The sequence below is a fragment of the Acidocella sp. genome (assembly GCF_050253495.1).
GTDB lineage: Bacteria > Pseudomonadota > Alphaproteobacteria > Acetobacterales > Acetobacteraceae > Acidocella.
The window spans coordinates 85,078-103,781 of record NZ_JBFWIX010000004.1 but is presented as its reverse complement, the minus strand read 5'-3'; the positions used below and the strand labels follow the sequence as shown (position 1 = coordinate 103,781).

The following is an 18,704-nucleotide window of genomic DNA, read 5'->3' as shown; positions in this document are numbered from 1 at the left end:
GACCCGCCTAAATCGCCATATGGCGGGCGATGAGTTCGTCGGTCATTTCATCGATGCGCCCGGCAGCGGCGATTTTTCCGTTATCCATCATGATGAAGGCATGACCGATCTGCCGCGCCACCTTGATGTGCTGTTCGGTGAGAATCATCGTCAAACCGCGCTCACGGTTGAGATGCAGCAGCATCTGGCCAATTTCACGCACGATATTGGGTTGGATGCCGTCTGTCGGTTCATCGAGCAACAGCACTTCGGGTTTTAAGGCCAGTGCCCTGGCGATGGCCAGTTGCTGCTGCTGCCCACCAGAGAGAAGCCCGCCGCGACGATCAAAATTTTCCCGAAGATAGGGGAACAGATCGAGACATTCCGCTGGAATCTCGCCTCTCTTGCCACGACCGGCAAACGTGCCCACCAGAATATTCTCCCGGACGCTGAAGGCCCCCAAGATCTGCCTGCCCTGCGGCACATAACCGAACCCCGCCATGGCGCGCCGATGGGTGGGCAGAGCCGTGATGTCCTGCCCATTCAGCATGATGCGCCCTTGTGTGCTGTCGGTCAGGCCCATCAGGGTCCGCACCAGAGTGGTTTTGCCGACACCGTTGCGGCCCAGCACGCACAAGCACTCCCCTTGCGCGAGTTCTAGAGAGATGTTCTGCAAAACCCGCGTGCGCCCGTAATAGGACGCGACATTCTCAAGCGTGAGCAGCATCTTCTAGCTCCTCCGTTCCGAGATAAACGCGCCTGACTTCCGGGTCCGTCTCGATCTGCGCCATGGTGCCTTCCGCGAGCACGCGCCCCATATGCATGACGGTCACGGAATCCGCGATGCTGCGCACGAAGGCCATGTCATGCTCAACGACCAGCAATGTATGAGTTTTCTTCAAGTCATTGAAAATTTCCACGGTCTTTTCCGCTTCATGTTCGGTCATCCCCGCGGCGGGTTCATCCATCAGCAGCAATTTTGGGTTCTGCATCAGCACCATGCCGATCTCCAGCCATTGTGTTTCGCCATGAGAGAGATAGCCTGCCTGCAAATGCAGACGATGGCGCAAACCCACGCGCTCCGCTGTGTCATCGATCCGTGTTTTGACTTTTTTGAAACCGAACCGGAACATATTGCGGATCGGGTTTACATCATCCGCCGCGGCAAGAAGAAAATTCTCTAGAACCGAAAGATCCTTGACCACGGAGGGAATTTGAAACTTGCGGCCGACACCGCGCCGGGCGATTTCATCCTCGCGCAACCCGCGTATCTCATTTCCATCGAAGACAATGGAGCCTTCATCCGCACGCTGACGGCCGGTGATCATATCCATCGCCGTGGTTTTACCGGCACCGTTGGGGCCCAGCAGACAGCGTAGCGTGCATTCGGTAACATCCAGCTCCAGTCCATTCAATACCTTGACGGCGCCATAGCTCTTGGTCAGGCCGCGAATTTCGAGAACGCCCATGATCAGCCCCCCTCACTGGCCAAGCTCACCTGGCCATGGGCTTGGCGCTTACGGCCTGGAAGGGCAAGCAACCAGGCGGTAATGCCAGCCAGCCCCGCGGGCAGAAACCGCACCACCAGAATGAAAAACAACCCAAGAACCAGAAGCCAGGTATTCAACAACGTATCGCCCACCACGGTTTGTCCGGCATTCACCAGCAGCGCGCCCAGCATGGCCCACAGCAGGGAAGCGCGTCCGCCAATACCGGCCCAGACCACCATGCTGACGCTGAAGGAAACATCGAGTTGCGCGGGGGAGACATATTGCACGAGCATCACGAACAAGCAGCCGGCGACGGAAGCGATGAAACCCGAAACACCGAACAGAACGCTTTGATAAAGAAATACGTTGTAACCGAGAAAGCGCGTGCGTTCGGGATCCGTGCGGATGGCATGCGTCACCAGCCCGAACTTGCTTTGCAGCAGCAGCTTTGATCCCGCCGTCAGTATCACAAGGCATATCGCCATGATCACATACGCCCCGGGACCGTAAGGATCGATGGTCGCCCCGAACAGTTGCAGCCCGTTGGAGGGGGTAATGCCGTTAGCGCCATTCGTGTATGGCTGTATATCCAGCACCAGCAGATTGATGGCGCTCAACATGGCCAGCGTCATCACCGCCACAAACCCACCCGCGACCCGTGCCGCGAACATCATGCCCCCAAAAAGCATCCAGACCAGGGTCGGGAAAAGCAGGGCGATCAAGATGCCCGCCGTGGTGCTCTTGAAGGGTTCCCAGAACAGAGGCAGATGGGTCAGGCTGTTATTGAGCATGAAAGGCGGCATGGGATTGGAGGGATCCTGACTCTGCATCTGCATCGTCATCGCCATGCAATACGCCGCGAGCCCGAATGGAACTCCCTGGCCAAGGGTCAGGATTCCACCCGCTCCCCATGCCAGGGATACTGACAGCGCCAGCAACGCGAACACACCATAGGTGCCCAGAAGATTGATCGTGAAGCTATCGTGCACAACCAATGGCACGGCAAGGACAATGACGAAGAAGCCGATATAGACCGCCCATTGTGCTTTCGGATCTTGGTAAAGGCTGGAATATGTCATGAATAACCTCAGCGCCGCGTGGCCGTGGGCGCGATCAGCCCTTGCGGACGGATTCGCAGGAAGATCACGATGAGAACGAAGATCAGGCATAGAGCCAGGGTATCGTCGGAGAAAAAGGAGAAGATGGATTGCGCCTCGCCCACCATCGCGCCCGAGAGCACCGAGCCTAACAGTGTCCCTCCACCGGAGACGACCACGAGAAAGGCCTGCACCACATATTGCGTGCCCATGTTCGGCAGCACGATGTTGAGCACCCCGAACAGGCACCCCGCCAACCCCGCCAGGCCACTGCCCAACGCGAAGGCGCCGGTATAGACCTTGCGAGGATTGATACCGAAAGAGGCCGCCATTTCACGATTTTGCGTGACCGCGCGAATTTGCATGCCAAAGCGCGTGCGTTGCATGAACACCCAGACCGCGGCCGAGACACTCAGCGTGACCAGCAGTACCATCAAACGGAAAGCGGAGATGCCAAAGAACCCCATGCGCAGATCGTGATTGAGGAAGCTGGGGATGGATAAATAAAGCGGGTTGCTTCCGAAGATAAGACGAACGATCTGGATGAGCACCAAGGACACACCCCAGCTCGCCAGCAATGTGTCTAGCTTACGATCGTAAAGATGGCAGATGAGCAAACGTTCAATCGCAACACCGATGATGGCGACGATGACGAAGCTCAATGGCAGGCAAAGCAGAAAGGGCACGTGGAGCTTGCTCTCCAGCACATAGGCTGAATAAGCCCCCAGCATGATGAACTCGCCGTGCGCCATATTGATGACGCCGATGGTGCCATAGATGATGGTGAGTCCAAGCGCCGCCATCAGCCAGACACTGCCGACACTCAAGCCAAGCAGCAAGGCATCGGCGAAACCGGGGGACAGGATCGTCTCCATGCGCCCTCTCCGTTACAGAACGTTTTTACGAATGGTGCCGTCAGGCGCTTTCAGGCCGGAGGCTGTACAGACGCCTAGATCCGGATAGATGAAATACGGATCCGGATGGATCTGCGAAGGAGATTGCGACACGATCTTGAAGCTGCCATCCGCCTGGCACTGGCCGATCTTCGGCGTGAGCCAGGTGTTGAAATTTTGATCGTCGATCCAGATTTTGCCTTCCGGAGAGATGTCCGCGTCAAGCGTCACGCCCCCACTAACATTACGCAGTTTTTGGGACGTCACCCCATCCACGCCATATTGCGCGATGGCTTTTTCCAAGCCCGCCTTGAACACATAGGCGGAGTTGTAGGTTTCCTCCATATTGTAATGCGTGACACCGCTATGGTTGTATTTACTGGAGAGGAACCCATCGACGAATTTGTGGTTGGTTGGGTTGTCCAGCGCCATGAAGTACGGGGCCGAAAGAAAATGCCCGGCACCGAACTCAGCCCCCATCGCACGGGTTTCGATTTCACCCGTCGTGAGCGAGGCGATCGGCATTTTCTCCGCTGAAAAACCCGCCTGCTTATACTGCTTATAGAAGGCAATGGTGGAAGAGCCGACAATGGTTGAAAAGATGAAATCCGGCTTGGCTTGTCTGATTTTGTTTAGAACAGGCGTGAATTCGGACCCTCCGAGAGGCACATATTCCTCGCCCACCAGCTCACCGTCGCAATTCTTCAGCCAAACCTTGGCATCCTTGTTCGATTCCTTCGGCCAAACATAGTTGGAGCCAACGAAGAAGACCTTCTTGCCGAAATTCTTCACCATGAAGGGAATCAGATCGCGCGAATGCTGGTTGGGCAGCGGGCCCGTGCAGATGTCGTTCTGCACGCATTCCGCGCCTTCATAGCATGTTGGATAATAAAGCAGGCTGTCGAACTGGATAACGGTGGGCAGCACCGCCTTGCGGCTGGCGGAAGTGTAGCAGCCAAACACGGCGAGAACCTTATCGCGCAGGATCAACTCTTTCATGCGCTGCGAATAGATATTGAAATCCGACTTCGCATCGACGATCACCGGCTCCACCATCTGGCCGTTGATGCCGCCCGCCTTGTTGATATTGTCGAAGGCATATTGCAGCACATAGGTGGAATCGGCTTCCGGCACCGCCAGTTCGCCGGTGAGGGAGAACAACACCCCCACCTTGATGGGGGCTCCCTTTTTCAGCGTGGCGCCCCATGCCTCGCCGCTTTTCTTGTTCCAAATATACGGAAAGCCAGCGGTCGCTGTGAGCGAAGCCGCGCCTAGCCCGAGGGCCCGACGAGTTGTCTTCATGAGAGTATCCCCAATAAATTATCAGTTGAGCAACAAACCAGCCCCAAGCCGGCTTGCGCGTTTAGCGCGGCGAGCTGGCGGTCACGCGCCGCGCGGGTGCGGCATGAATTCCGACATTATGGCTGGCACAGCCTGAGGCGGCAGCCAGATAGGTATTTTAGCAGGCAGTCCATCATTCGAGCCCCCGCACCGATTTTGTCTAAACGCGTTTACTAAACGATTTATAGTCATGACGCTAATCAACGCTCAAGCTGGCGTCAATATAAATTTTACTCTTAAGACAAAGTTTTTCTTGAACAGAAAGTAATCGCGTTTTGGTGTTATTTTGAATGTCTGCCGAAAAAATAGACGGATTCGTTCCGTCCAGCCTCTCGGTCGAACATAAACAGGTTGCCCCACACTCTAAACATCCTAAACACTCATTTACTGATGACCCATTTTCCCTTGCTAGCCGCCGAGCCGGAACCGTGATACGGTCCCAAGGATCACAACCTGAAAGTGCAACCTGCTCGATGAAAATTATCATCGCCGACGACCACTGGATCGTTCGCGAAGCTCTCCGTCAAGTCATCAAGCAGCTCGGACGGACGGACGAGATTCTGGAAGCCTCGACCTTCGGTGAAGTGATCAACGCCATTGAGACGCAGCCCGATATCGGACTCATTCTGGTCGATCTGATCATGCCGGACCTAGAAGCCTTTGCAGGACTGAAGGCGCTGCGCGCGCGTGTGCCCAATGTGCCGCTGGTCGTGATCTCCGTGCATGAAAATCGGGAGCATGTGCTGCAAGCCATCCAGCATGGGGTGGTGGGCTATATTCCAAAAACCGCGCCGCCGCAGGAAATGCTGGAGGCGCTGCAACTGGTGCTGGATGGGCATGTCGCCTTTCCCCGCCATATTCTACAGCAGCCAGGCCATGGCATGGCGCCGTCGCCCCAAGCGGGGCCACCGAAACTGACGGAACGTGAGGGCGATGTGCTCGCCTTGCTCAGCAAGGGGGAGGCCGTGGCACAGATTGCCGCCAGGCTGGAGCTGAGCCCGCACACGGTGCGGGTGCATATTTCCAACATGATGCGCCGGCTTGGCTGCACGGATCGCGCCGACCTGGTGCGCTACGCCCTTAACCTGCAAGCTGGCGGCTAGCGGGATGAGCCGGCCTGAGCATTGGGACATTCTACGCGATATTGGGCTTGGCCTGGCTCTGTTCGACACTGAGGAACGGCTGATTGACTGCAATGCCGGCTTCCATGCGCTCTACCCCGGAGTGCAGGATGCGCTGAAACCTGGAATCACACTGGCGGATCTGTTGGAAACCTTGCTGGTGCGCCGGGCTATCGCGCTGCCCGCCAGTGAGACACGGCGCGGTTGGGTGGACGCCAGCCTGACCTCGCTGCGCGGCATGCTGCCGCTGCGCCACGATGTGCTGAACGGGCGCAGCTATGAAATTTCCCCGCACATGGTATCGGCGGGCTTTGCGCTGACCGTACAAGACGTGACCCTGTTGAAGCGCGGCGAAGCGGCCTTGCGCGAGGCACGGGACCTGGCGGAAAAGGCCAGCCAATCCAAATCCCGCTTCCTGCGGGCCGCCAGCCATGATTTGCGTCAGCCCTTGGCGACGCTGAAAATCCTGATCTACACTTGCCAGAGCAGCCTGGATGAGGAAACCCGCCAGGAGATGCTCCGCGCCATGGATGTCTCCGCCGGTGTCATCGAAGATTTGCTCGGCGCGCTACTCAATATCGGCCAACTCGATGGCGGCGGCATTGTGCCGCAAATCGACAGCGTGCCTGTCTCCGCGATTCTGGACCGGCTGGCGGTACAGTTCAGCCACCAGGCACAACAGAAAGGCCTGCGACTCACGGTTGTGCCGTCACGTCTCGTCGCATCGTCCGATAGAGTGCTGCTGGAACGGATTCTGTCCAATTTCGTCAGCAACGCCATCCGTTATACTGATATGGGGCGTATTTTGGTGGGGTGCCGCAGGGCGGGAGATTATCTGGACATCTCAGTCTACGATACCGGGCGCGGCATTGCGGCGGAGCATCGGGAACAGATATTCGAGGAATTCTACCGGATTGGCGAGCGCACGGAGACCGGGCAAAAAGGGCTGGGGCTGGGGCTGAATATTTCCAAACGCTTCGCTGAGCTCATCGGCGCCAAGATCGTCCTGCGTTCGGTGCCGGACAAGGGCAGTTGCTTTACCGTGCGGGTGCCCGTTGGCGAGGTTTGGCGGGCCACCGTGGCGGAAACCGACGTATCGGAATTCCTGGCCGGGCAATTCGCGGGGCTGGAGGTGATGCTCATCGAGGACGACGTGCTGCTGCGCGAAGCGTTAAGCCAGTTGCTGGAACGCTGGGGCATCAAGGTAACCGCGGCACTTGAACTGGAGCAAGCCATGGCGGCTTATGAGGCACGGGGAACGCAGCCAGACCTGCTGATCACCGATTACCGCTTGCCGGGCGGGCGGCGAGGCACGGAAATGTGCAAGCTGGCGCGGGCGCATTACCATTCCAGCCTGCCTTGCGTTGTCGTCACCGGCGATACAGATGCACACCCATTGGGAGAGATCAGCGCCGCTGGCCTTCCCTATCTCATCAAACCCGTCAACCCGCCGCAATTGCGCGTGCTGATGCATCATCTGCTCTATGAACCGGATATGCACGACGCGGTGTGACCCTTTACTGGCGCGGTTTTTGCTTAATTGAGCCACATGCCGTCACCTTCCACAACAGCAACGCAGATGACGGCCTAAATTAAAGCTGAAGGGCTATGACAAACCAAAGCGCAGACATTCCCATTGGAAGCATGGTGCCACTAACAGGCGCTGTCGCAGATGATGGCATCGCCTTCCGCAACGGCGCCATCATGGCCATTGAGGAAATCAATGCCACGGGCGGTATTCTGGGCCGCAAGCTCTATCCTTATTTCGTCGATACAGGCCCGCAAACCGCCGCCAGCGTGATTGCCGCGGCCAATACGCTGATCCACCGCCATAAGGTTCATGCCATCATCAATGGCTATAATATCGGCCCGCAAAACGCCGAATATGAACCCATCGCCGATGCCGGCATCATCTATATCCATCAGAACACGCTGTTGCAGCATCACGATACCATCAACAGCGATCGGGACCGCTATTTCGGCTGCTTCATGGGCGATCCCGCGGATTATTGGTATGGACAAGGCTTTATCAAATTTCTGTCTTGGTTGAGAGACACCAAACAATGGACGCCGCGCAACAACCGGCTGGCCATTATATCGGGTTCAAAACCATACAGCATCGTCATAGCCAAGGCCATGGAGAAAATCGCGCATCTGTTTGGCTGGCAGGTCGCCTATGGGCCACGCATTGTTCAAACCCCCACCACATCCTGGCGCGACGTGATCGAGGAGGTCCGCGCGGCCGACCCCGCGGCCATCGCAAACACTCATTTCTATGCCGGCGACCTGGCGCATTTTCAGCTCCAATTCTCTGAAAGCCCGATTAACGCGCTCGTCTATCTTCAGTATGGCGCCATGCACGATTCCTTTGTGCGCCTGGCCAGCACGGCGGCCGAAGGCGTGATTGTAGGCACCGTTGTCGGATTGCTCCCCGATGCCATCGGGCAAGCCTTTGAACAACGCTACCATGCGCGTTTTGGCGATGATTCAACCGCCCGTATAGCCGGACAGGTTCATGCCGCGGTCCATCATTACGCCATCGCGGCCGCCCTGGCGGGCGGCACGGCGCCACCTGGCGGGCAAGCGCAGAACCGCTTGGTGGCGGCAAGGCTACGCAGCACCATCTATCGCAGTGTTATCGGCAGCGTGAATTACGATCGAAACCAAGCCGCCACCTCCTACCCCAACGCCACGAACGACCCATCGCTCGGGTTACCGCATCTTTTTTACCAGATACAAGGGCCCTATCTGCGTCATAGCGCAATCGCCCCACACCCTTATGACATCACCTCTTTTAAATTACCGTCCTGGTTTCGATAAGAGCGGCGGACATGACGGCAAGAAGCCATCGCCTGATTGTTATTGTTTGACAATCCGCAGGAACATCGAGGGCTGCGACAATGTTTCACCGCGCTCTTTCGCGGCAAGATAGCGCAGGCAACAGACACGCAGAAATGAAGCGAAATTGCCGCCCCCCTCCCGGCATCCCACGAGTTCTTCATAAAGATTTGAGATCAGATGGTTTGTCGTTGTTTTTTCGCTCTCAGCCATTTCCTGCAACACGTCCCAGAATGCATTTTCCATTCTGATCGTGGTCACAACCCCCAATATCCGTACAGACCGGGTTCTTGACTCATACAAAATCGGATCCGTGCTGGTATATATGTTGCACATTTGAATATCTCCATGCCGGCCGTGAGACCGTCACACCATAAAGACATGCTTTATACATATTCAACAAAATAAGCCTGACCGGTTCTTGGAGCCGGTCAGGCAGCGCCCATCAGATCACATGAGCCTGCATCTGCTGGGAGATGTAATCCGCTTGGCGCAACGCAAGCGTGACGATGGTCAGGGTCGGATTTTCAGAAGCCCCCGTGGTGAACTGACTGCCATCGGAGATGAACAGGTTTGGAATATCATGCGTCTGCCCGTAACGGTTGCAGACGCCGTCTTCCGGCTTCTCGCTCATTCTGCATGTTCCCAGATTATGGGTGGAAGGATAAGGAGGAACACGATAAGTCTTGTCGGCACCGGCGGCCATGTAAACGGCTTCACCATGCTGGAAGGCATATTCACGCATGGCGATGTCGTTTGGATGGTCGTCGACATTCACATTGGGCGCGGCGAGACCGAATTGATCCTTCACATCATGGTTGAGGGTAACGCGGTTGGTCGCCTGCGGCATATCCTCGCCCACGATCCACATTCCGGCGGTATGGTTGTATGCATCCATAGCCTCGGCGAAAGCCTTGCCCCAAGCGCCAGGATTCAAGAATGCCGCATAGAATGAAAGGCCAAGGGAAATTGTCTCCATATGATAACCGCCGACAAAACCACGAGATGGATTGAACGCATCCTCATCGGCGATAATCCCCGCCATTGTCGTGCCTTTGAACATATCCACCTGCTTTGGAAAGGCCCCATAGACCGATGCGGTCAGATGGCGCATGTAATTACGCCCTACCTGATCGGAGGAATTGGCCAGGCCGGCTGGATATTTCGCGGACTCCGACAGCAGCAACAGGCGCGGCGTCTCTATCGAGTTACCCGCCACCGCGACCGCGCGCGCCTTTTGACGCTGCAATTTTCCTGAAGCGTCAAAATATACAACGGCTGTCACCTTGCCGGTTTGGTCATGCTCGATCCGCGCCGCGTGGCATTCGGGGCGCAACTCCATATGTCCCGTGGCCTGACCTTGCGGGATTTCAACATATAAGGTTGACCATTTCGCGCCAAAAATACACCCCTGAAAACAGAAGCCGCGTTGATAACAATGGCTGCGCCCATCGCGGGTTTCGCTATTGATCGCCATCCGGCCGGTGCTGCATTTCTTGTAGCCGACCTTCATGGCTCCATCGTACATAACCTTGAAATTATTGTTTCCGGGCAGACCGGGTATGTCATGCGTGCGCGTTACACCCATTTTGTCTTCGGCACGCGTATAATAAGGGTCAAGCTCCTCACGCGTGACGGGCCAGTCCAGCAATGTGGCGCCGGGAAGATCGCCATAGGTGGTGCGCGCCTTGAACTCATGCGGTTGAATGCGTAGCGCGGCGCCCGCCCAATGAACCGAGGTGCCGCCGACAGTTTTGCAAATCCACGCGGGAAGATTTGGAAAATCGCGGGCAATGCGCCAGCTTCCCGATGTGGTTCGCTCGTCGAGCCAGGCCAGTTGATGAAAGGAAGGCCATTCATCGGGAATAAAGCTTGTTCTTTTGTTGAGTTTTCCGGCTTCCAAAACGACAACGTCGATCTTTTTCTTGGCCAACTCCGCCGCGAGCGTGCCACCGCCAGCGCCAGAACCGATTACGACGACCACATTATCGTCATCGAGCGAGAAATTTTTTACATTGCCATGGTTATCCACGACGTCCTCCTGGTTATTTATATTTCTGAGCGAGCGCGTTAACTGCCGGCCTAACTCTTGGGAATCGGGCCGCTTGCTGAAGCGGGAGGCTCTGGCAACCAAGTCAGGTCGTTAAATCCTTTATATAGATACCCGGTATTGCCGGCGGCACCGCCATAACCAAAATGCGTATATGCCATCTCGTTACTATACAAAGTGACGACCGCCGTACCGCGAACGAGTTTGAAAAAGCTCGTTGACTCCATCGCCGCGACATCGATTTCCTGCAAGTCATGTGCACGCTTCAACCAATCGCCCCCGTTGATCTGGTCGAGCTGCGTTACGCCTTGCGCCAAGACCGCCTTGGTCGCTGCGTCGGCACTTGCCTTGTCGTCTAGATCTTTCACCACGAGCGCGTAGACCGCATCGTCAAGGTTGGGATGTGGATAGAGATGACGGGTAAATGTCAGAATGACGCGCCCCTGGTCAGATGACAAGGTTTTCAATGCCAGGGCCCAAGCCCGAGACGGGGCCAGCGCCGCCAAGGTTGAGGACAGCGCCAGCACACCCGACAACATGCCAGCGCTTTTCAGCAGAGCCCGCCTTGATGGCGCCATGCCTTCCGAGGCGAAAGTCGTGCCGGTTATGTTTGAGTTTTTCATATATGCTTTTCCTTCCCTATGCCTCTTATTTAGACGTTATTGATAATGGCCATGACGCTCCAAGACTTCGATTTTATATCCGTCAGGGTCCTGGACAAAAAAATACCGCGCGATCAACGCACCGTCATCGGCATGAAACGCCTTGATCTCTCCTGGATTTATACCCAGTTTTTTAAAACGTTCATGTTCAAGCGCGACATCTTCGACACAAAAGGCAATATGACCATAACCATCGCCATGCGTGTAGGGTATCGTGCGGCCGCGATTCAGGGTTAATTCAAGCTCCTGACCGCTTTCCTGGTCACGCAAATAAACGAGCGAGAAATCTGGAAAATCCAAGCGGTAGGAAATGTCGAGGGCAAACACATCCCTGTAGAATTTTATTGATTTTTCAAGGTCATAGACCCTGATCATGGTGTGAATGAATTTGGCCATGCATTACCTCCTCATCCATTTATAGGAGATCCAGGCACGGCAAGGGTAATAGCGTTTTATTGCGGCTGGCGGTTTTTATGGTTTTGGCCGCACCCGCCCTTGCGCGCGGAGGGCAGAGGCCATCCGGCGCGGGTATATCGGCCTGTCATGGAGGCAGCTAGACGGGACGCCAGCCATCTGAAATCCCGGCCGCCACCGGCATCCGAACATCAGCGAACGGAAGGCCGATCCTCTTTTCAGGATGTTATGAGTCTCAAACCACGCGATGCACCCAGCCATAGGGGTCGTTGCTCTGGCCGCGCTGGATTTTCACCAGGGAATCTTTAAGCGTTTTCGTGGCGTTCCCCGCATGCGCGCCGTCACCGATGAGCACCTCGCCTCCGGTGAATTTGATTTTGCCGATCGGCGTGACCACGGCCGCAGTGCCACAGGCAAACGCCTCGCATAGACGGCCCTGAGCGGCATCCTCACGCAATTGCTCGAACGAATAACGCTCTTCACGCACGGTCATGCCGGCGGCGCGGGCGAGGGTGATGAGGGAATCACGGGTGATGCCGGGCAAGATTGTTCCGCCGAGCGGCGGGGTCAGAAGCGAGCCATCATTGAACACGAAGACCATGTTCATGCCGCCCATTTCCTCAAGCCAGCGATGCTCGGCCGAGTCCAGGAAGGCAACCTGGTCGCATCCATGCGCGGAAGCCTCGCTCTGAGCCAGCAGGCTCGCGGCGTAATTGCCACCGCATTTCGCCGCCCCGGTGCCACCGCTGGCGGCACGGCTGTAACGCTCACTCACCCAGACGGAAACCGCCTCAGCCCCCCCCTTGAAATACCCGCCGACCGGGCAGGCAATGACGGCATATAGAAAGGTCTTCGCCGGCCGCACCCCCAGAAACGCCTCATTGGCGAACATGAACGGACGCAGATACAGGCTTTTGTTCGGGTCGGCCGGCACCCATTCCCGATCCGCGCGGATGAGCTCTTCCAAGGATTGCACAAAAAGCTCCGGAGGCAGCGGCGGCATAGCCAGGCGGTCGGCTGATTCCTGAAAGCGCTTGGCATTGGCCATGGGGCGGAACATCGCGATCTCACCGGATGGGAGACGGTAAGCTTTCAACCCCTCGAAAATTTCCTGAGCATAATGCAGCACGGCCGCCGCGGGATGCAGGTTGATCGTCTCGCGGGGCTGGATTCTGGCATCGTGCCAGCCGACACCTTGGGTGTACTCGATAACCGCCATATGGTCGGTGAACGATGTCCCAAAACCAGGATTTTCCAGCACGGAATCTCGCTGCGCGGCCGGCAGGACTGCTGTGTTTGGAATATGTGCGAATTTGATTTCGGGTGTCACGATAAAATCTTTCGTCATCTACTGGTTATAAGAACATTTGTAACATAGCCCTCTTCCCGTGAAGTCACGGGGACGTCATGGCTGCCTTGTGGAGAAAGGAGACCTGGCGGGGACATGGGCCGTTAACGGCTTGCCCGGTCTGGGGTACGATAAGGCAGCCCCGCATCGCCAGGCGACAACCCGATCGGGGCTGGAGCGTGGACACGCCCGCTCATCGGGAGAAGGCGGCGGCGAACATGTTCTGCGTCGGCCTTTTGGCCATTGTCTTTCAGATGGGCGAGCATGGGAATTTAACCGGTTTCCTCGGGCGGTGGCGTTGCCAGGCCCTTGCCGGACCCAAGATATAAGGTACCGATCATGACCGCCTTTTTGAATGCCACGAGCCGCATTTTTCCTGTGTCTCCTGGAGCGCTTTTCCTATAGCGCCCTTCCTATCAAGCGGTGTTTTTGCCTTTTGACCACATCTCATGACAGTCTTGGAATATATCGCCCTGAGCGGATATGTAGGCAATCGCGGCCACTTACCCTACCATCACTTAATCCAAGGCTGCTTGACCGGCCACGCGCCCCCCATGCATAACGCGGGCTTGAACCAAGCCCATCGATACGAACACTCTCCTGGCCTCATGCAGCATTTTCCTAAAATTTTCATGACCGCGCATGGCTAGCGCCGCCACGTCCCTGCCAAAACTACGCGTACGTGGCCGCAGTTTCATGGCTCTGATCCTCGTGCCCGAGGCGCCGATCGCCGCCTGGCTGGAAGCCTTGGACGAGCAAATGAGCCGCGCCGCCGGGTATTTTGCCCAAAAACCGGTCGTGGTGAATTTTTCCGCCCTTCAGAACGACCAGAGCGACCCCGTTGCCCTGCTTTATGCGCTGGACATGCGCGGCCTTTCCATCATCAGCGTGGAGGGAATCGAGCGCGCCCGTCTCTCCGGCACACGCTTTGAATCCCTGCCGCATTTGCGCCAGACCCCAGACCATGAGGAACCGCCTGGCCGTGAGCTTGCCCTGCCGGACGACGCGCCGCCGCAAGCCCCCCTGCCCGCCGTCACCTCCCTGCTCATCGACCGGCCGGTCCGGTCCGGGCAATCCATCATTTTCGAGCATGGCGATGTGACGATTCTCGGCGCGCTGTCCTCCGGCGCGGAGGTTGTCGCGGGCGGATCGCTGCATGTTTACGGCCCCCTGCGCGGGCGGGTCATCGCGGGGGTGAAATCCGGCGCCCAAGCAAGGATTTTCTGCCGTAAACTGAACGCGGAGCTGGTGGCAATCGACGGCGTGTACAGCACCGCCGACGATTGGGACCAGGCCTTGAACAACCGCGCCGTGCAGATATGGCTCGACCATGGCGCGTTGAAAATCGCCGCGCTGGACTGAAGAAACCTACCGCCGAACCGGCAAGGAGTTTGAAATAATGCCAAAAGTCATGGTGGTTACCTCCGGCAAGGGCGGCGTGGGCAAGACCACGAGCAGCGCCTCCCTCGGCGCCGCCCTTGCCCAGAGCGGCCAGAATGTCGTGCTCATCGATTTCGATGTCGGCTTGCGCAACCTCGACCTCGTGATGGGGGCTGAGCGGCGCGTGGTCTTCGACCTCGTGAATGTGGTGCAGGGCGACGCCAAGCTGCCGCAGGCGCTGATCCGCGACAAGCGCATCGAAACGCTGAGCCTGCTTCCCGCCTCGCAGACACGCGACAAGGACGCGCTGACGGAAGAAGGCGTGAAAAATATCATCGAGGAGCTGAAGGACAAGTTCGACTGGATCATCTGCGACAGCCCCGCCGGCATCGAAAAGGGCGCCCAGCTCGCCATGCGCTTCGCGGATATGGCGGTGATCGTCACCAACCCCGAGGTCTCCTCGGTGCGGGATTCGGACCGTATCATCGGCATGCTGGATTCCAAGACCCTGCGCGCCGAAAATGGTGAAACCTTCGAGAAACACCTGCTGCTGACCCGCTACAACGCCGCCCGCGCGGCCCGCGGCGAAATGTTGAACGTGAAGGATGTGCTGGAGATTCTCGCCATTCCGCTGCTCGGCATCGTGCCGGAGAGCGAGGATGTGCTCACCGCCTCCAATGTCGGCTGCCCGGTGACGCTCAACACCCCCGATTCCGCCGCCGCGCGCGCCTATGCCGAGGCCGCCCGCCGCCTGTGCGGTGAAAAGCTGGACATCGTGGAACCCGCCGAACGCAAGGGTTTCATCAGCCGCCTGTTCGGGCGGAAGGCGGCCAGCGCATGAGTATTTTCAGCTTTTTCACCCGCTCCCGTTCCGCGCCAGTTGCCCGCGACCGGCTGCAGATCCTGCTGGCGCATGAGCGCACGCTCTCCAGCCAGACGGATCTGGCGGCCATTCTCCGGGAAGAGATCCTGGCCGTCATCGCCAAGCATATTCCCATCGACCGGGACAAGGTGAATGTGAAGCTGGAACAGGGCGACCAGGTTTCGACGCTGGAAGTGAACGTCGAAATGATGGATCCGCCCAAAACCACCGGCTAAGCCCCTGCCCCTGACATTCAGGGGGGCATTTCAGGGACCGGCAAGCCACTCAATAATTGAGATCGCAAACATCCACTTGGACCGCGAAATCCGGTGGGTTTCGGGCTCTGGACCCGGCCGGTCCATCCCCTCTTGCGCTATTCCGCCTTAACTTCGGCCAGTAGCACGGCCTTGATCTGCTCGAAGGCCCGGGCGCGGTGGCTGATCGCCTCCTTCAATTTGCCCAGCTCGGCATAGCTTTGCTCATGGCCATTGGGGATAAAGATCGGGTCATAACCGAATCCCGCCACCCCGCGCGGCTCGGGAGCGATCCGTCCATTCGCCTCGCCGATATAGGTGGCGGTCGAGCCGTCGGATCGCACCAGACACAGGGCGCAGGTGAACCACGCGGCCCAACTATTCTTGGCCTTGGCCGCGGCGATGATCTTGGCGAAGGCGCCGGCGTAATCGTCCCCCGCATAGCGCGCGGAATAAATGCCCGGCTGCCCGTTCAGCGCCGCCACGCACAGGCCGGAATCATCGGCCAGGGCCGGCAAGCCCGAGGCCTTGGCCGCCGCCAGGGCCTTGATTCGGGCATTGCCCGCGAAATCCGGTGCCGTTTCAGGCGGTTCCGGCAGGCCCAGCTCCCCCGCCGATGTCACCTCGCACCCCAAAGGGGCCAGGAGCGTGCGGAATTCATCGAGCTTGCCGGGATTATGGGTGGCGATGACGAGTTTCTTCATGCGCGCCCGGCATCGCCCGAAAGCATTCCCGGGTCAATCTTCAGTTTCGCCAAGGCGCGTTGCCATTTGGTCTGATAGGCGGTGTCGAAGATGATTTCATCGTCCGCCGCCACGGTCAGCCAGCTATTTTGCAGGATCTCCTCCTCAAGCTGCCCGGCCCCCCAGCCCGCATATCCCAGCAGCAGCCGTGCCCGTTCCGGTCCACCGCCTTCGGCGACGGCCTGCAAGACCTCCATGCTGGCGCTCAGCACGTGGTCGCCATCCACATCCAGGCTGCCTTCGCCCTTCCAATCGGATGAATGCAGCACAAAGCCGCGATGATCCTCCACCGGCCCGCCTTGCCCCAACGGCAACTCGCGCTGCGGCGGGCTGGGTTCGATCCCGAGCTGGCGCAGCAGCGAGTCGAATTTCGGCGTCCGCAGCATGCGGTTCAACACCAACCCCATGGCGCCCTCGGCATTATGGGCACAGATGAAAATCGCGCTCTGCGCGAAACGCGGGTCGCGCAAGGCGGGCATCGCCAGGAGAATCTGGCCGGTCAGCCAACCCGGCCGGCCGGGTGCTGGGTTTTCACACTCCGTCATCATTTTAGTATATTCGCCCCGCCACCGCTCGGCCAGCCCTGGCCACTTACCCGGCGGCTTCACGTTCATGGCCAGTTCGCCTAGAAAGGCATATCGGTTTCACGGACAATAGGCAGACAATGATCAAAATTGGTGACAAGATTCCAGCCCTGAAGCTCATGCTGGCCACCGCGGACGGCCCGCGCGAGGTGGACACGGCGGAATTGCTCGGCACCGGCAAGATCGTGCTGTTCGCCGTTCCCGGCGCCTTTACCCCCACTTGCAGCGCCAAGCATGTGCCCGGCTTCATCAAGCTGGCGCCGGAGCTGAAGGAAAAGGGCGTGGACAAGATCGTCTGCCTGGCGGTGAACGACGCCTTCGTGCTCGGCGCCTGGGCCAAGGAGCAAAAAGCGGGCGAGACCGTGCAATTCCTGGCGGATGGGTCTGGCCTTTTCACCAAGGCGCTGGGGCTGGAGCTGGACTTGACCGCGCGCGGCATGGGGGTACGCAGCCAGCGTTTCGCGCTGGTGATCGAGGACGGCATCCTCACCAAACTGGCCGTGGAGGAGCCAGGCGGCTTCGAGGTCAGCCGGGCCGAAGCCATTCTCGAATCCCTCTGATCCCGTGACTCTCGCCCTCACGGTCGTCGTGCCGTGCTATAACGAACGCGCGAACATCGCCCCGATGGTCGCGGCGCTGGACAAGGCGCTGACCGGCCTGAGCTGGGAAGTTGTGTTTGTCGACGACGACAGCCCGGACGGCACCAGCGTCGAGGCCAAATGCATCGCCCAGGACGACCCGCGTGTGCGCTGCATCCGCCGGATCGGGCGGCGCGGCCTGTCCTCGGCGGTGATCGAGGGCGCGTTGTCCTCCGCCGCCGAACATATCGCGGTCATCGATGGGGACATGCAGCACGACGAAACCCGCCTGCCCCTGATGCTTCAGGCCGTGCGCGGCGGCGCGGACATGGCCGTGGGCAGCCGTCATGTGGAAGGCGGGGATTCCGCCGGATTATCCTCGCCGTTGCGCGTGAAATTGTCCCAAACCGGCATCCGCGTGGCCCAGGCGGTGACCCACACCCATCTTTCCGACCCGATGAGCGGGTTTTTCCTGCTGCGGCGGGATTTGTTCGAGGTTCTGGCCGGCCGGCTCACCGGCCAGGGATTCAAGATTTTGCTGGATCTGATCCTGGCCGCGCCACGCTCGCTTAAAATCTCTGAAATTCCTTATAAATTCCGCCCCCGCACGGCAGGCGAGAGCAAGCTGGACGTGCTGGTTCTGGCGCAATTCGCCGGGCTGCTGCTCGACAAGGCCCTGCGCGGCACCGTGCCGCTGCGTTTTATCTCCTTCGCCCTGGTCGGCGTGGTGGGAGTGCTGGTGAATATCCTGGTGATGCTGGTCGCCACCAGGCTGGGCGACGATTTCGGTCAGGCGCAAACCATCGGCACCATCATCGCCATGATGGTGAATTTTCAGCTCAACAACCAGCTCACCTACCGGGCGCAGCGTCTGAAAGGCGCCAAGGCATGGCGCGGCCTCGCCCTGTTCATGATCGTGTGCGGGCTGGGCGCCATCGCCAATATCGGCATTGCCAAGGCGCTATACGCTGAAAATGGCCTCAGCCTGTTCTCCGGCGCGGCGGGGGCGGCTGTCGGCGTGGTGTGGAATTACGCGGTCTCCTCCACGCTGGTCTGGCGTATCCGCTAGC

Annotated in this window: 20 protein-coding genes; 8 read left to right on the top strand and 12 right to left on the bottom strand. The window is 58.4% G+C overall.

The window, feature by feature from the left end; translation table 11 throughout:
- Window positions 1–7: 7 nt before the first annotated feature.
- The 5 genes from urtE to AB7D48_RS05060 are packed head-to-tail and all read right to left on the bottom strand — an operon-like array spanning window position 8 to window position 4,761.
- Complete coding sequence (urtE, locus tag AB7D48_RS05080) at window positions 8–706, bottom strand: urea ABC transporter ATP-binding subunit UrtE (RefSeq protein WP_427976244.1); 699 nt, start codon at window positions 704–706, stop codon at window positions 8–10.
- A complete protein-coding gene (gene urtD, locus AB7D48_RS05075) occupies window positions 690–1,448 on the bottom strand; it encodes an urea ABC transporter ATP-binding protein UrtD (RefSeq protein ID WP_427976243.1) in 759 nt (252 codons plus the stop codon). Before urtD ends, urtE begins: the two co-directional genes overlap by 17 nt.
- A 2-nt stretch (window positions 1,449–1,450) precedes the next feature.
- Entirely contained in the window at window positions 1,451–2,548 is a 1,098-nt protein-coding gene (locus tag AB7D48_RS05070) for an ABC transporter permease subunit (RefSeq protein WP_427976242.1), read from the bottom strand.
- Window positions 2,549–2,556: 8 nt separating this feature from the next.
- The gene (gene urtB, locus AB7D48_RS05065) at window positions 2,557–3,441 is read right to left on the bottom strand and encodes an urea ABC transporter permease subunit UrtB (RefSeq protein ID WP_427976241.1); all 885 of its coding nucleotides are present in this window, start codon (window positions 3,439–3,441) and stop codon (window positions 2,557–2,559) included.
- A 12-nt stretch (window positions 3,442–3,453) separates the two neighbouring features.
- The gene (locus AB7D48_RS05060; RefSeq protein ID WP_427976240.1) at window positions 3,454–4,761 is read right to left on the bottom strand and encodes a transporter substrate-binding domain-containing protein; all 1,308 of its coding nucleotides are present in this window, start codon (window positions 4,759–4,761) and stop codon (window positions 3,454–3,456) included.
- 512 nt (window positions 4,762–5,273) lie between these two features.
- On the opposite strand from AB7D48_RS05060, the gene AB7D48_RS05055 reads away from it, so the two are divergent.
- The 3 genes from AB7D48_RS05055 (at window position 5,274) to AB7D48_RS05045 (ending at window position 8,741) form a co-directional block, all read left to right on the top strand.
- Window positions 5,274–5,903 carry a response regulator transcription factor gene (locus tag AB7D48_RS05055; RefSeq protein WP_427976239.1) on the top strand — a complete coding sequence of 210 codons (630 nt, stop codon included), beginning with the start codon at window positions 5,274–5,276 and terminating at the stop codon, window positions 5,901–5,903.
- Between the two features lie 4 nt (window positions 5,904–5,907).
- Window positions 5,908–7,434: an ATP-binding response regulator gene (locus AB7D48_RS05050; protein WP_427976238.1), complete on the top strand. Its 1,527-nt coding sequence runs from the start codon at window positions 5,908–5,910 to the stop codon at window positions 7,432–7,434.
- 95 nt (window positions 7,435–7,529) lie between these two features.
- Entirely contained in the window at window positions 7,530–8,741 is a 1,212-nt protein-coding gene (locus AB7D48_RS05045) for an ABC transporter substrate-binding protein (protein WP_427976237.1), read from the top strand.
- 39 nt (window positions 8,742–8,780) lie between these two features.
- On the opposite strand, the gene AB7D48_RS05040 is transcribed toward AB7D48_RS05045, so the two are convergent.
- The 5 genes from AB7D48_RS05040 to AB7D48_RS05020 form a co-directional block, all read right to left on the bottom strand.
- Window positions 8,781–9,095: a ribbon-helix-helix domain-containing protein gene (locus AB7D48_RS05040; RefSeq protein WP_427976236.1), complete on the bottom strand. Its 315-nt coding sequence runs from the start codon at window positions 9,093–9,095 to the stop codon at window positions 8,781–8,783.
- A gap of 109 nt (window positions 9,096–9,204) precedes the next feature.
- A complete protein-coding gene (locus tag AB7D48_RS05035; protein WP_427976235.1) occupies window positions 9,205–10,791 on the bottom strand; it encodes a GMC family oxidoreductase in 1,587 nt (528 codons plus the stop codon).
- A 50-nt stretch (window positions 10,792–10,841) separates the two neighbouring features.
- Window positions 10,842–11,432, bottom strand: a complete 591-nt coding sequence (locus tag AB7D48_RS05030) for a hypothetical protein (RefSeq protein WP_427976234.1) — start codon at window positions 11,430–11,432, stop codon at window positions 10,842–10,844.
- A 36-nt stretch (window positions 11,433–11,468) separates the two neighbouring features.
- A complete protein-coding gene (locus tag AB7D48_RS05025) occupies window positions 11,469–11,867 on the bottom strand; it encodes a VOC family protein (protein ID WP_427976233.1) in 399 nt (132 codons plus the stop codon).
- Between the two features lie 253 nt (window positions 11,868–12,120).
- Window positions 12,121–13,233 (bottom strand): branched-chain amino acid aminotransferase, encoded by a 1,113-nt coding sequence (locus tag AB7D48_RS05020; RefSeq protein WP_427976232.1) that lies wholly within the window; start codon window positions 13,231–13,233, stop codon window positions 12,121–12,123.
- A gap of 642 nt (window positions 13,234–13,875) precedes the next feature.
- Between AB7D48_RS05020 and minC the strand changes: the two genes are divergently transcribed.
- Genes minC through minE form a run of 3 tightly spaced genes read left to right on the top strand, consistent with a single transcriptional unit; the run spans window position 13,876 to window position 15,711 of the window.
- The gene (gene minC / locus AB7D48_RS05015; protein WP_427976231.1) at window positions 13,876–14,595 is read left to right on the top strand and encodes a septum site-determining protein MinC; all 720 of its coding nucleotides are present in this window, start codon (window positions 13,876–13,878) and stop codon (window positions 14,593–14,595) included.
- Window positions 14,596–14,632: 37 nt separating this feature from the next.
- The gene (minD, locus tag AB7D48_RS05010; protein WP_427976230.1) at window positions 14,633–15,454 is read left to right on the top strand and encodes a septum site-determining protein MinD; all 822 of its coding nucleotides are present in this window, start codon (window positions 14,633–14,635) and stop codon (window positions 15,452–15,454) included.
- The gene (minE, locus tag AB7D48_RS05005) at window positions 15,451–15,711 is read left to right on the top strand and encodes a cell division topological specificity factor MinE (protein ID WP_427976229.1); all 261 of its coding nucleotides are present in this window, start codon (window positions 15,451–15,453) and stop codon (window positions 15,709–15,711) included. Before minD ends, minE begins: the two co-directional genes overlap by 4 nt.
- A 137-nt stretch (window positions 15,712–15,848) precedes the next feature.
- On the opposite strand, the gene rdgB is transcribed toward minE, so the two are convergent.
- On the bottom strand, window positions 15,849–16,433 hold the full coding sequence (rdgB, locus tag AB7D48_RS05000; RefSeq protein ID WP_427976228.1) for an RdgB/HAM1 family non-canonical purine NTP pyrophosphatase: 585 nt from the start codon (window positions 16,431–16,433) through the stop codon (window positions 15,849–15,851).
- On the bottom strand, window positions 16,430–17,086 hold the full coding sequence (locus AB7D48_RS04995; protein ID WP_427976227.1) for a YqgE/AlgH family protein: 657 nt from the start codon (window positions 17,084–17,086) through the stop codon (window positions 16,430–16,432). Before AB7D48_RS04995 ends, rdgB begins: the two co-directional genes overlap by 4 nt.
- Window positions 17,087–17,136: 50 nt before the next feature.
- Between AB7D48_RS04995 and AB7D48_RS04990 the strand changes: the two genes are divergently transcribed.
- Complete coding sequence (locus AB7D48_RS04990) at window positions 17,137–17,616, top strand: peroxiredoxin (protein ID WP_427976226.1); 480 nt, start codon at window positions 17,137–17,139, stop codon at window positions 17,614–17,616.
- Window positions 17,617–17,620: 4 nt separating this feature from the next.
- The gene (locus AB7D48_RS04985; RefSeq protein ID WP_427976225.1) at window positions 17,621–18,703 is read left to right on the top strand and encodes a glycosyltransferase; all 1,083 of its coding nucleotides are present in this window, start codon (window positions 17,621–17,623) and stop codon (window positions 18,701–18,703) included.
- Window position 18,704 lies beyond the last annotated feature (1 nt).

Excerpts from the sequence above, each read along its gene's own strand:
- urtE (WP_427976244.1), bottom strand. The coding sequence starts at position 706 with ATGCTGCTCACGCTTGAGAATGTCGCGTCCTATTACGGGCGCACGCGG.
- urtD (WP_427976243.1), bottom strand. The coding sequence starts at position 1,448 with ATGGGCGTTCTCGAAATTCGCGGCCTGACCAAGAGCTATGGCGCCGTC.
- AB7D48_RS05070 (WP_427976242.1), bottom strand. The coding sequence starts at position 2,548 with ATGACATATTCCAGCCTTTACCAAGATCCGAAAGCACAATGGGCGGTC.
- urtB (WP_427976241.1), bottom strand. The coding sequence starts at position 3,441 with ATGGAGACGATCCTGTCCCCCGGTTTCGCCGATGCCTTGCTGCTTGGC.
- AB7D48_RS05060 (WP_427976240.1), bottom strand. The coding sequence starts at position 4,761 with ATGAAGACAACTCGTCGGGCCCTCGGGCTAGGCGCGGCTTCGCTCACA.
- AB7D48_RS05055 (WP_427976239.1), top strand. The coding sequence starts at position 5,274 with ATGAAAATTATCATCGCCGACGACCACTGGATCGTTCGCGAAGCTCTC.
- AB7D48_RS05050 (WP_427976238.1), top strand. The coding sequence starts at position 5,908 with ATGAGCCGGCCTGAGCATTGGGACATTCTACGCGATATTGGGCTTGGC.
- AB7D48_RS05045 (WP_427976237.1), top strand. The coding sequence starts at position 7,530 with ATGACAAACCAAAGCGCAGACATTCCCATTGGAAGCATGGTGCCACTA.
- AB7D48_RS05040 (WP_427976236.1), bottom strand. The coding sequence starts at position 9,095 with ATGTGCAACATATATACCAGCACGGATCCGATTTTGTATGAGTCAAGA.
- AB7D48_RS05030 (WP_427976234.1), bottom strand. The coding sequence starts at position 11,432 with ATGAAAAACTCAAACATAACCGGCACGACTTTCGCCTCGGAAGGCATG.
- AB7D48_RS05025 (WP_427976233.1), bottom strand. The coding sequence starts at position 11,867 with ATGGCCAAATTCATTCACACCATGATCAGGGTCTATGACCTTGAAAAA.
- AB7D48_RS05020 (WP_427976232.1), bottom strand. The coding sequence starts at position 13,233 with ATGACGAAAGATTTTATCGTGACACCCGAAATCAAATTCGCACATATT.
- minC (WP_427976231.1), top strand. The coding sequence starts at position 13,876 with ATGGCTAGCGCCGCCACGTCCCTGCCAAAACTACGCGTACGTGGCCGC.
- minD (WP_427976230.1), top strand. The coding sequence starts at position 14,633 with ATGCCAAAAGTCATGGTGGTTACCTCCGGCAAGGGCGGCGTGGGCAAG.
- minE (WP_427976229.1), top strand. The coding sequence starts at position 15,451 with ATGAGTATTTTCAGCTTTTTCACCCGCTCCCGTTCCGCGCCAGTTGCC.
- rdgB (WP_427976228.1), bottom strand. The coding sequence starts at position 16,433 with ATGAAGAAACTCGTCATCGCCACCCATAATCCCGGCAAGCTCGATGAA.
- AB7D48_RS04995 (WP_427976227.1), bottom strand. The coding sequence starts at position 17,086 with ATGAACGTGAAGCCGCCGGGTAAGTGGCCAGGGCTGGCCGAGCGGTGG.
- AB7D48_RS04990 (WP_427976226.1), top strand. The coding sequence starts at position 17,137 with ATGATCAAAATTGGTGACAAGATTCCAGCCCTGAAGCTCATGCTGGCC.